This is a genomic window from Micromonospora sp. 15K316 (assembly GCF_004348525.1).
GTDB lineage: Bacteria > Actinomycetota > Actinomycetes > Mycobacteriales > Micromonosporaceae > Micromonospora.
The window spans coordinates 1-12533 of sequence record NZ_SMKG01000174.1 but is presented as its reverse complement, the minus strand read 5'-3'; the positions used below and the strand labels follow the sequence as shown (position 1 = coordinate 12533).

The 12533-nt window shown below is 68.5% G+C and carries 4 protein-coding genes and 1 pseudogene; 3 read left to right on the top strand and 2 right to left on the bottom strand.

The genetic code is table 11. The features are described 5' to 3' along the window. Both E1211_RS33045 and E1211_RS24555 read right to left on the bottom strand, forming a co-directional pair. Positions 1-269, bottom strand: a pseudogene (locus tag E1211_RS33045) (hypothetical protein); the annotation flags it as partial. Between the two features lie 449 nt (positions 270-718). Continuing rightward, positions 719-5029: an amino acid adenylation domain-containing protein gene (locus E1211_RS24555; protein WP_132351361.1), complete on the bottom strand. Its 4311-nt coding sequence runs from the start codon at positions 5027-5029 to the stop codon at positions 719-721. A 17-nt stretch (positions 5030-5046) separates the two neighbouring features. On the opposite strand from E1211_RS24555, the gene E1211_RS24550 reads away from it, so the two are divergent. The 3 genes from E1211_RS24550 to E1211_RS24540 form a co-directional block, all read left to right on the top strand. After that, positions 5047-6486 carry an amidase family protein gene (locus E1211_RS24550; RefSeq protein WP_207915497.1) on the top strand — a complete coding sequence of 480 codons (1440 nt, stop codon included), beginning with the start codon at positions 5047-5049 and terminating at the stop codon, positions 6484-6486. Next, entirely contained in the window at positions 6483-6689 is a 207-nt protein-coding gene (locus E1211_RS24545) for an MbtH family protein (protein ID WP_132351360.1), read from the top strand. The genes E1211_RS24550 and E1211_RS24545 overlap by 4 nt, the downstream gene beginning before the upstream one ends. 43 nt (positions 6690-6732) lie before the next feature. Next, positions 6733-12533 (top strand): non-ribosomal peptide synthetase (locus E1211_RS24540; RefSeq protein WP_132351359.1); only part of this gene is annotated, 5801 nt, incomplete at its 3' end.

The window sequence follows — 12533 nt, the reverse complement described above, 5'->3', positions numbered from 1 at the left end:
GGCTGGAACCAGCCGGTGACCTGGTAGGTGGGCGTGCTCACCTGCGCGCGGCCTCGCGGTCGCGGTTGGGGGCGGCTGGCGGCCTGGTGAGCGCGGTGGGCGTCGCGTGCGGGTGGACATGGGTATGCCTGACCGGCGCAGCGCAGGTTGCCGCAGCGGTCGGGCCAGTGCGGCTGGGGTTGGTGGGCGGCGGCGACGTCGCTGGCGAGCAGCCACAACAAGACGTCGGTGACGGCGCGCGGTATCGCGCGCCGGTGCGGCGAAACCATGAACTGGTGTCCTTTCCGCTACGAGTTCGGCCGATCCAGACCGCGACCCCGCGGACAGCGGCATGGTCTGACGCGGCCGGGTTCGCCGTAGGAATAGCGAGCCGAGATGCAATGACGCTCCACTTCGCGTATTGATCAAGTCATCGACACCGGGTGCGGGGGCGGGCGGTGTGGCCGGACCGCCGCGGTCGGATGGAGCTCACTGGCGGAGACGCCATGGCCTGGCTCCGGGACTGCTATGGCTGAACGTGGATATGCCGCATCATCGGGTGCCTTATGGTTTTCGGTCTTGACCTTTCGTACACGCCGCACAACGCGCGTCGAGTGTGGACCAGTTTCACCGCGGTTCGGTGGCTTTCGGTTCTGACTTCGATCCTCGACCTCAGCGATCCGATCAGTGGCGATCTTGGCGACGTCTCACCGTCGCTGCTGCGTTTTGCAGGTGCACCTTAGTCGAGGCGGGCTGCCACCTGCGGTCCGATGTGCGCCCAAGCCTCGGGTTTGGCCATGGCGCCGTGGGACGACGCCACTTCGATGACGTCGATCCGCCCGCCCACGTAAGGACGCCAGCATGACGGTTCCGGGTGGTCCGGGTGCCGGTCGAGCGTGGCGATGAAGAGCAACAAGTCACCGTCGTACCGTCCCTCATCGATGGCGCCGCCGACGGCAACGTTCTCCGCGAAGACCCGGGTCAGTGCGGTCATGGCGGTGTCGGACAAATCCGCCAGGGGACCGCCGTCGTGCCGGAGGGAGGTTACGAAGGCGTGATGGTCGAGCGGACCCCGGGCCGAATCGGCGGTCACACCGAGGGAGGCGAGCAACGCGGTGAGCAGCTCCGGATCGTCCGGTGGTCGGCGCTCGCGGGATCCTGCCGGTGATCGGCCGGGGTACCCGTCGAGGACCGCCAGCAGCGGAACCCGCTCGCCTGCGGCCTGGAGCCGTACCGCCATCTGGTGCGCCACGCAGCCGCCGAACGACCAACCGAGCAGGTGGTAGGGCCCGGTCGGCTGGACAGCTCGGATCTGTTTGAGGTACAGGTCGGCGAGCTGGGCGATGTTGTCGATGCGGATGGAGGGATCGCTCAAGCCCGGCGCCTGAAGGGCATAGACGGGTGTGTCGGGACCCAGGCGAGACTGGAGCCCGGAGTACACCCATCCTATGCCTGCGGCGGGGTGCACACAGAACAGTGGCGGTCGGCCAGCCCTGTCCGGGGTGTGTAGCGGAAGAAGGACAGCGAACGACCGATCGTGGCTGACGTCTCCGCCCTGCCCGGCGCCGGCTTTCCGCAGCCGCTCGGCGAGCCCGGCGACTGTCGGCGTCTCGAACAGGGCACGCATCGGTAGGCGCGTGTCGAGCGCGGCACTGACCCTGCTGGTCAGGCGGGCAGCGAGAAGGGAGTGTCCGCCTAGGGCGAAGAAGTTGTCATCGATGGCGACCCGCGGCTGTCCCAGCACGTCGGCGAAGAGCGCACACAACTGTCGCTCCAAGTCGTCGCGTGGTGCCCGCCCGGACGTCACATGCTGCACGTCGACGCTGGGAAGCCGGCCCCGGTCCAGCTTGCCGTTGGCGGTGCGCGGAAGCTCGGGCAGCACCGCGAAGGCGGCCGGGACCAGGTATTCCGGGAGGAGCGCCGCGACATGCGCCCGCAACAGGGCCGGATCGACGTCGCCCTTGGGGACGACGAAGGCGATCAGCCTCCGCTGCCCGGACTTGTCGTTCTGCGCCACCACCGCCACTTGGGCCACGTCCTCGTGTCGAGCGATGATGCTCTGTACCTCCGCTGGCTCCACGCGAAAGCCGCGGATCTTGACCTGCTCGTCCGCCCGGCCGAAGTACTCGAGCACCCCGCCGTGGGTCCACCGCGCCAGGTCGCCGGTCCGGTACATCCGCTCGCCAAGCGCCCCGAACGGGTTGGCAACGAACCGCTCGGCGGTCAGCTCAGGACGCCCCAGGTAGCCGTCGGCCAGCCCCACGCCTGCGGCGTACAACTCGCCGACCACTCCGACCGGTACCGGACGCAGGCGATCATCGAGAACGTAGACCCGTTTGTTGTGCACCGGCCGGCCGATCGGAACCGAGGCGAGGGCGGCGTCCTGCGCGACCACTTCGTGACAGGTCGTGAAGCCGAGGCTCTCTGCCGGCCCGTAGCCGTTGACGACCCGCAGTCCAGGGAAGCGCCTGCACACCTCGGTGACGTGCGGCATCGATGCCGGTTCGCCTCCCGTGAAGACCGTTCGCAGCCGGGACATCGTCTCCGGATGCTCGTCGACGAGGTAGTTGAACAGGCTGGCCGAGGTCTGCAGCACGGTCACGCCGTGGCGGGCCACCAGTTCGGTGATCAGCCGGGGCTCGGGGCGGTGGGTGGTCGGCAGCACGCAAACCCCGCCGAACAGCAACGGGCCGAAGATCTCCAGGGCGAAGGCGTCCCAGGAAACGGGGGAACACTGCAGCCAAACCTCGTCCGGGCCGAAGTCTGCGTAGCGTTGCCCCAGGAAAGTGCCACTGAGGGCCCGGTGCGGCGCCACCACGCCCTTCGGTCGTCCGGTCGAGCCGGAGGTGAACATGACGCACGCGGGAGCGGTCGCGGGCACGGCCACCATCGGGTCCGGCTGCGGCGCCGGGTCGGTCGCGTCGGCGCCGAGGGCGAGAGTTGGCGTCTGCCACGCGCCAGCGCCGCGAGACAAGGGCGGGCCGGCCTTGTCGATCACCAGGACCGCGCGCGAGTCGCCCACGACCTCACGCAGCCGGGCGGTGGGAAAGGACGGGTCGAGCAGGGTGTAGGCGGCGCCCGCCTTAAGAATCGCTAGTACGGCGACCACGAGTGGGAAACCCCGCTCCAGGTGAACGGCCACGACGTCCCCCGGTTTGACGCCCTGCCGGATGAGCTGGCGGGCGAGCTGGTTGGCGCGGCTGTTCAGGTCGCCGTACGTCAGCCGGTCGTCCCCGAGGACGAGCGCGGTCGCGTGCGGGCGGTTGGCGGCCTGCCGCTGGAACAGCGTTGCCAGATTGAGCTCGTCAGGAAGCTGTGCTGCAGTGCCGTTGCCGGTGGCGAGCAGGCGGTGACGTTCGTCGTCGCGGAGGAGGTCGATCTGGTGGAGCCGGGTCGTCGGCGCGCTGGCCACCGTCTCGATGACGTCGACCAGTCCGTCCGCCAGGCGTTGGGCGGTGCGGCGGTCGAAAAGGTCGGTGGCGTACTCAACGGCGATGGCGACGCCGGAGGGATGGTTCTCCGCGTCGAACCGTTCCTCAAATCCGATGGTGAGGTCGAACTTCGTCGCGCCGTGCCCGATCGCGCTCACCGTCGCCCTTAGCCCTGGCATGGTCATCTCACTGTGGCCGGTGTCCCGTTGCAGCAGCATGACCTGGAAGAGCGGGTGGCGGCTCAGCGAGCGGGTGGGATTCAACTCTTCAACCAGACGCTCGAACGGCACGTCCTGGTGGGCGTACGCGGCCAGGTCGGCCTCGCGGACCCGGCCGAGCAGATCCTCGAAGGAGGGGTCGCCTGAGGTGTCCGTGCGAAGCACGAGCGTGTTGACGAAAAAGCCGACCAGGTCCTCCAGCGCTTCGTCGTCACGGCCGCTGACCACCGTGCCGATGGGGAGGTCGGTGCCGGCACCCCAGCGTGTGAGCAGGATGGCCAGGGCCGCATGGACGATCATGAACATGGTCGCCCGGTGCTTCAGGGTCAGCCGCAGCAGCCGTTCGTGCGCCTCGGCGCTCACCGTGCCGTGGACGACGTCGCCACGGTGGCCGCTGTCCGCCGGTCGTGGTCGGTCCGTGACGAGGGGAAGCTCCTCGGGTAAGTCGGCCAGCGTGTGCTGCCAGTAGGACAGTTGCCGCCGCAGGAGGCTGTCCGGGTCCGCGTCGTCGCCCAGCACGTCCCGCTGCCACAGCGAGTAGTCAGTGTACCGGGCGGGGAGGTCGGGCCAGTCCGGTGCGGTGCCGGTCACCCGGGCCGTGTAGGCCTGTGCCAGGTCGCGCAGCAAGGGCCCGACCGACCAGCCGTCGCTCGCGATGTGGTGCATGACCACCAATAGCACGTGGTCCCGGTCGGAGAGCTGGAACAACCGGACGCGCAGTGGCAGGTCCGTGGTGACGTCGAAAGGGCTCCGGACTGCGCGTTGGAGCTGCTCCGGAAGATCTTCGCGCGGGCAGCGGACGGTGTCGAAGAAGAGGTGAGCCGAGGGTGTTGGCTGGATCTGCGGAACGGGCTCACCATCGGCGGCGGGATACACCGTGCGGAGCGTGTCGTGGCGGTCAACCACGTCCCGCACGGCCTCCCGCAGCATCGCCTGGTCGAGCTGGCCGTAGAGGGTCACCGCGAGCGGGATGTTGTACGTCGCGCTCGGACCCGCCAGCTGTGCCGTCAGCCACAGCCGTCGTTGGGCAAACGACGCCGGAATCACGTAGATCTCCCTTCCCACCGACGCCCCGTCGAATCGCCGGTGACAGGAACCGTCCCGGCGAACGGGAAGACAACCAGGCGGCTGCGCCGAGTTCGTGTGTTTCGGAGAAAGGCTAGGGCCCCACCCCGGTCCGACGGCGGCAGCAGCGCCGGCAGAAATGCGGCAGCTTCCCTCGGGCCGCGTGCCGACGCCGGCACGCCCGATCGTTTCCGCTTCCTTTAACTGCCGCCGTTCTGCCGGTCGCCCCGCCGCCTGCGTCCTCATTCGCCGCCTACTGTCGAAGCCGTCGTCCGCATATGTCGGCGGGACGGCCGAAAAATGGTCGAACGGCGCCTTGTCTTCGGCGTCGCGCAAAATGATGGAGGCCGTAGGTGGACGAGGTGAACACCGAATGGATTCGGTGGGGTCTCAGGGAACTCGGTCGCCTGATGCGGTCCGGTGACATCTCCGCCATCGAATTGACGTCACTCTGTATTGAGCGTATCGAGAATGTCGACCACCAGGTCAATGCTGTGCTCGGGCTGGCACCCGACGCTTTGTCTCAAGCGGCGGCCGCAGACCGCCGGCACCGTTCCGGCGCCGCTCGGGGCCCGCTCGACGGCATCCCCGTGCTGTTGAAGGACAACATCCACACCGCGGGGCTGCTCAGCACCGTCGGATCCCGGCTGCTCCCGCAGCCGCCTGAGCGGGACGCCGAGGTGGTACGTCGGCTCCGGGAAGCTGGCGCCGTCGTCCTTGGCAAGACCAACCTCAGCGAGTGGGCGAACTTCCGGTCGGTGCGCGGCACCGAGGGCTGGTCCGGCGTCGGAGGGCAGACCTCCAGCCCATACCTGCTGGGCCGCAGCCCGTGGGGCTCGTCGTCCGGATCCGCTGTCGCCGTAGCCGCTGGCATGGCACCGCTGGCGTTGGGAACGGAGACCGACGGCTCGGTCCTGGGGCCAGCCGGAGTCAACGGTGTGGTGGGCGTCAAGCCGCAGGTCGGGTTGCTGCCGACAGCGGGGATTGCGCCCGTGTCGGGCGCGCTGGACTCGGTGGGCGTGTTGAGCCGCAGCGTGTCGGACGCGTTGCTGACGATCGCGGTGCTCACCGGCCGGCCGGTCTTCAACGACGAGCCGGCGCGGACGGGCGGCCGCCGGTTCGGATCCTGGCTGCCGCCCGGGACGCCTGATCGCGTTCGAGAGGCGGCGAAGGTCGCGTGGAATCGGCTCAGGCACGCCGGCGCCGTCGTCTTGCCAGTCGAGCTCGCCGTCCCCGGTGACCTCGTGCTCGACGGACTCCGTGCCATGTACGCCGAATTCGGCGAGGCGATTGACGACTACCTGCGCGGCCGGTCTGAAGCACCCGACTCCCTGGTCGGACTGATCTCTGCCAATCGCGCCGATCCGGTAGAGACCCGGCTGTTCGGCCAGGACCTGTTCGAGTGGGTGGCCACGATGTCCGAGGACGAGCGGGCCGAGGGGCTCGCCGCGCGTGGCCCCGTCCGGGCGCGGGCGCAGGCGCTCTGCGCCGACGTGTTGCGGCGGCATCGCGTCGAGGCGGTTCTCGTCCCCACCAACGAACCGGCATGGCCGATCGACACCGTCAACGGTGACCGGGACCGGTTCAGCACCTCGAGTCTTTCCGCCCTCGCCGGCTACCCCGCCGTGTCGTTACCGATTGGGCTCATCGATGGACTACCGGTCGGGATGACCGTGTTCGGCCCACCCGAGCTGGACCGGTTCCTGGACGTTGCGGTGGCGCTGGACCACGTCTGTGGTGACCGTCCGGTCCCTACCTTCCACGCTGCAGCAGAGAGAGGTTCGATGGTATGACCAGCAATCCGTTCGATAACGAGAACGGCTCTTTCCTCGTGCTCGTGAATCATGAAGATCAGCATTCGTTGTGGCCGGACTCGATTCCTGTGCCGTCGGGATGGATTCGTGTCCACGGGCCGGCGGGACGGCGTGAATGCATGGACCACGTCGAGAACCATTGGCGCGACCTGCGGCCAGCGAGCCTCCGGGGCGAAATGTGAAGGCTAACCGTCGGTACGTCCCCGGTGAGAGGAGGAAACTGCGATGGTCCCGCTGTCATTCGCGCAGGCGCGTCTGTGGTTCCTAAACCAGGTCGAGCGCAGTCCTAACTACAACGTTCCGTTTCTCCTGCGGTTCCACGGGGCGCTGGACGTGCCGGCCCTGCGGGACGCTCTGGCCGACGTGGTGGACCGTCACGAGCCGCTGCGGACGGTTTACCCGGAGGTCGACGGGGTGCCGGTCCAGCAGTTGGTCGAGGTGGATCGGTCGCGCTTTCCTGGCGAGGTGATCGAGTGCTCGGCGGAGCAACTGATCGAGCGGTGCCTGACCGTCGCCCGCCACGGGTTCGACCTCCCTACAGAGCTGCCCATCCGGGCGATCGTGTTCCGGTTGTCCGACGACGAGCACGCGCTGCTCGTCGTCATGCATCACATCGCCAGCGACGGTTGGTCTCTCACACCGTTCACCCGTGACCTTGGCGAGGCCTACGCCGCGCGACGCAACGGCGAAGCCCCTGGTTGGGTGCCACTGCCGGTCAGCTATGCGGACTACACCCTGTGGCAGCGGGAGCTGCTCGACTCGGCGGGTGAGGAAAACAGCCTACTGTCGCAGCAACTCGACTTCTGGCGTCAACACCTCACCGGTCTGCCGGAGGAGCTCGTCCTGCCCACCGACCGCCCGCGGCCGGCCCGGCCCAGCGGTCGAGGCGGCGCGGTGCCGGTGCGCCTCGGCCCGGAGGTCCACCGCGGGCTGCTCGACCTGGCGGCCCGCGAAAACGCGACCGTCTACATGGTTCTGCAGGCTGCGGTGGCGGCCCTGCTGACCCGGTTGGGCGGCGGCACGGACGTGCCGCTCGGCGCCGCCGTGGCTGGCCGCACCGACGAGGCCCTCGAGGACCTAGTCGGCTTCTTCGTCAACACCCTCGTGGTGCGGGTCGACACCGCCGGCGACCCCGGTTTCCGTGAGCTCCTCCGCCGGGTCCGGCAGACCAGCCTCGCCGCATACGCCAACCAGGACGTCCCCTTCGAGCGACTCGTCGAGGAGCTCAACCCCGTTCGCACGCTGGCCCGTCACCCGCTGTTTCAGGTCATGGTGGTGCTGCAGAACACCGCGCCGACCCGGCTGCCGTTTCCCAATCTGCGGGTCGAGCAGGAGCTGCTGGAGCCGGGCGCGGCAAAGTTCGACCTCGCCTTCGACATGGCCGAGCGGTACGGCCCGGACGGCTCGCCAGCCGGAATATCCGGCACCGTCAAGTTCGCCGCCGACGTCTTCGACGAGGCGACCGCGACAGCGATCGGAAACCGGCTGACGCGCCTATTGACCGAGGTGCAACGGGACCCAGAGCGTCCGGTCAGCCGCCTGGACCTGTTCGGCGAGGATGAGCGACGCCAGATCCTGAGCACGTGGAACACGACCGCGGCCGACTATCCCACCGCGGGGGGCGTGCATCAGGTAGTGCAGCAGTGGGCGAAGCGTACGCCGGAGGCGGTCGCGCTCGTCTTCGGTGAGCGTGAGATGAGTTACCGAATGCTGGACCGGCGTGCCAACCAGTTGGCCCATCACCTGATCGACCGGGGGTTGCGACCCCGCGACGCCGTGGGCGTGTACCTCGACCGAGGGCCGGAGATGGTGGTGGCGCTGCTTGCCGTGCTGAAGGCCGGCGCGGCATACGTGCCACTCGATCCCGGTCATCCGGCTGACCGCATCGACGCCATCGTCGCCCAGTGCGGGTCAGCGGTGGTGGTGACAGACGACAGCCTTCGGTCGCGCCTGCCAGCCCGGGCCGAGGTCGTTTCGCTGACCGAGTGCCGGGAGGCTCTCGATGCCCTGCCGGCCACCGCCCCGCAACGGGTCGTTGACGTCGACGAAGTCGCCTGCGTGCTGTTCACCTCGGGCTCCACCGGGCGGCCGAAGGGCGTGGCGGCGCCGCACCGGGCGATCCTGCGCACGTTCTTCGCGCAGAGTTTCATTGACCTCGACGAGCGGCTCGTCACGTTGCAGTCTGCCCCTGTGTCCTGGGACGGCATGGTGCTGGAACTCTGGCCGGCACTGTTGCACGGCGGCAGCTGCGTGCTGGCGCCGGGCCCGGAGACCGATCCCGCCGTCATCGCGGCGTTGGTGCAGCGCCACCAGGTCACCACGTTGTGGCTGTCGGCGGGGCTCTTCGCCGTCATGGCGGACGAGTACCCGCAGGTGTTCGAGATCGTCCGGCAAGTAATGACCGGCGGCGACGCGCCATCGGTCAGCCACGTCTTGCGGATCCGTCGGGATGTGCCCGACCTGCGCCTGGTGCACGGCTATGGCCCGGTGGAGAGCATGGTCTTCACCAACTGCCACGACGTCACCCCGGCCGATGCCGCTGGGGCGACCATTCCGATCGGCGGGCCGATCGCGAACACCCGCGTCTTCGTTCTCGACAAGGCGCTCACTCCGGTCCCGCCGAACGTCGTCGGCGAGCTGTACGTAGCGGGAGACGGCTTGGCGCGGGGGTATCTGGGGCAGCCGGGTTTGACGGCCGAGCGGTTCGTGGCCAACCCGTTCGGCGCTGCCGGGGAGCGGATGTACCGCACCGGTGATCTGGTGCGTTGGCGGGCCGGTGGGGTGCTGGAGTTCGTCGGTCGGGCGGATCAGCAGGTGAAGATTCGGGGGTTCCGGATCGAGCCGGGTGAGATTGAGGCGGCCCTGTCTCAGCATCCCGCGGTGTCCAACGCCGCCGTGGTGGCGTTTAAGTCGGCTTCGGGCGACAACCAGCTGGCCGCCTACGTCGTCGCAGGCCGGGACACCGACGAGTTGCGCCGTTACCTCACGCGCCGTCTGCCGGCCTACATGGTCCCCTCCGCGATCGTGTCGTTGGACGTGCTTCCACTGACCCCCAACGGAAAGCTCGATCGGGCCGCGTTGCCGGCACCCGAGACAGCCGTGCCGGCGGGCCGGTCGCCGCGCACTGCTCAGGAGGAGATCCTCTGCACGCTGTTCGGCGAAATCCTGCAGGCCGACGGCATCCATGTCGACGACGACTTCTTCCACCGCGGCGGGCACTCTCTGCTGGCGGCTCGGTTGGTCAGCCGGATCCGTACCGTGCTGGGTGTCGAGCTGAGTATCGCGGACCTGTTCGAAGCTCCGAGCGTGGCACAGCTCGTCACGCGGCTCGACGGGGCCCGTGCGGCACCGCCCCGGATACGTCAGGGAGTCCGTCCCGAACAGATCCCAGCGTCCTTCGCCCAGTCGCGACTGTGGTTCGTCGACCGGCTCGACGGGGCCGGCTCCGCCTACAACGTCGCCTACCGCGTCGACTTGGAGGGCGCCGTGGACCCGGCGGCGCTCAGGGCGGCGCTCATGGACGTGGTTGCCCGGCACGAGGCGCTGCGGACAGTGTTTCCCGATCGGAACGACCGCCCGATCCAACAGATCCTCTCGACCGCCGATCTCCCGCCGCTGCTCGACACCATCCCCACAAGTCCCGGGGAGCTGGAGGACCGGGTGCTTCGATTCGCCGAGCGGACCTTTGGACTGACCCACGAGCCGCCTATCCGGGCCGCGCTCTTTGCCGTCCACGAACGGCACCACGTGCTGGTCCTGACCCTGCATCACATCGCGGCCGACGGATGGTCCCTAGCACCGTTGCTACGGAACCTCAGCGAAGCGTACGGCGCTCGCTGCGCCGACCAGCTGCCGTCCTGGTCGCCGTTGCCGGTCCAGTACGCCGACTACACGCTGTGGCAGCAGACGCTCCTGGAAACCATCGGTGCATCCGATAGCGTCCTCGGCACTCAACTGGCGTACTGGCGCAACGCTCTCGCCGACCTTTCAGAGCAGCTGGACCTGCCTGCGGACCGGCCCCGGCCGGCCGTCCCGAGCGGCCGGGGTGACGTCGCCGAGGTCCAGTTGCCTGCGGACCTTCACGTGCAGCTCGACGCTCTTGCCCGAGCTCATCACGTCACCCTGTTTATGGTGCTGCATGCGGCCTTCGTGGCGCTGCTGAGCAGGCTCGGCGCCGGTCGGGACGTCCCGGTGGGAACACCGGTCGCCGGGCGGCCGGACGAGGCGCTGGATCAACTCGTTGGATTCTTCGTCAACACGCTGGTGCTTCGCGTCGACGCCTCGGGTGACCCGTCCTTCCGGCAGCTGTTGGGCCGGGTCCGCGACACCGACCTGGGCGCGTACGCCAACGCAGACCTCCCGTTCGAGCGGCTGGTGGAGGAGCTGAACCCCGTTCGGACGCTGTCCCGGCATCCGCTCTTCCAGGTGATGTTTGTTCTGCAGAACAATGCGCAGGCCGATCTGACGCTCCCCGGCGTCGAAGCCCGCACGCACCCGGTGCGCACCGGCACCGCGAAGTTTGACTTGACCGTCGCGATCACCGAGGACCGTGGTGTCGACGGTGAGCCGGCCGGCCTGACCTGCGGGTTCGAGTACGCGCTCGACCTGTTCGACCGGGAGACAGTCCAGCGGATGGCGGAGCGGTTCGGCCGGTTGCTGCGGATCGTCGCGCAGGACCCGGACGTCTCCCTGAGTGAGATCCCCCTATTGTCGCAGCGCGAGCACGAGATCCTGCGGGTCGACCGGAACGACACCGATGTTGAGCTGCCGAACGATCTGTGCGTCCATGAGCTGTTCCGGCGGCAGGCAGAGCAGACCCCGGACGCCACCGCGTTGCTCTTCGCAGACCAGCGGGTGAGCTACGGGGCGTTGAACGCGCGGGCCAACCGTCTGTCGTCCTACCTGTCGTCGCTCGGTGTCGGAAACGGCCAGATCGTAGGCCTGTGTCTCGAACGCGGTGTGGACATGGTGGTCGCGGTCCTGGCAGTGCTCAAGGCCGGTGGAGCCTTCGCGATGCTCGATCCACGGTTCCCGGTCGTCCGGCGGCGTCAGGTACTTGATCAGATGGCGGCCGCGGGAACAGCGGCCCTGATCACCCGTGGCCCGGCCGACGACTGGGCCGGCGACGTCACGTACGTCGTCGATCTCGACAGTGCCCGGGACGCGATCGACGCCGCGTCCGGCGACGACCCGGGTCGCTACGTGGATCCCCGTAGTGCCGCGTGCGTCATGTTCACCTCGGGTTCGACCGGTACGCCGAAGGGAATCGTGTCCCCGCATGCCGCCGTGACCGGCACGCTGATCAGGCAACGGTACGTGGAGTTCGGAGCCGCCGAGGTATGGCTCCAGTGCGCGCCGATCTCCTGGGACGCGTTCGTTCTCGAACTGTTCGGGCCGTTGCTGTCGGGTGCCGCCTGTGTTCTTCAACCCGGTCAGAGCCCCGAACCGGAGGCGATCGCCGACCTGGTGAATCGCCACGGGGTGACCACCATCCACGTGTCGGCGAGCCTGCTCAACTATCTGCTCGACGACCACCCGGCGGTCTTCGCCAAGGTCCGCCAGGTGATGACCGGTGGCGAGCCGGCGTCCATCTCGCACGTCGAACGGCTGCTGAGGGACTTCCCGCACGTGCGGTTGGTGAACGGGTATTCCCCGGCAGAGAACATGATCTTCACCCTCTGTCACCATATCCTGCCCCGGGACACCGCACTGCCCTCGATCCCGGTCGGCACGCCGATCAGAAACAAGCGGGTCTTCGTCCTCGACGAGAAGCTGAACCTGTCGCCGACCGGCGTGGTGGGTGAGCTGTACATGGCCGGTATCGGCTTGGCGCAGGGGTATCTGGGGCAGCCGGGTTTGACGGCCGAGCGGTTCGTGGCCAACCCGTTCGGCGCTGCCGGGGAGCGGATGTACCGCACCGGTGATCTGGTGCGTTGGCGGGCCGGTGGGGTGCTGGAGTTCGTCGGTCGGGCGGATCAGCAGGTGAAGATTCGGGGGTTCCGGATCGAGCCGGGTGAGATTGAGGC

Coding starts and splice junctions, on each gene's coding strand:
- E1211_RS24545 (WP_132351360.1), top strand. CDS start 6,483: ATGACCAGCAATCCGTTCGATAACGAGAACGGCTCTTTCCTCGTGCTC.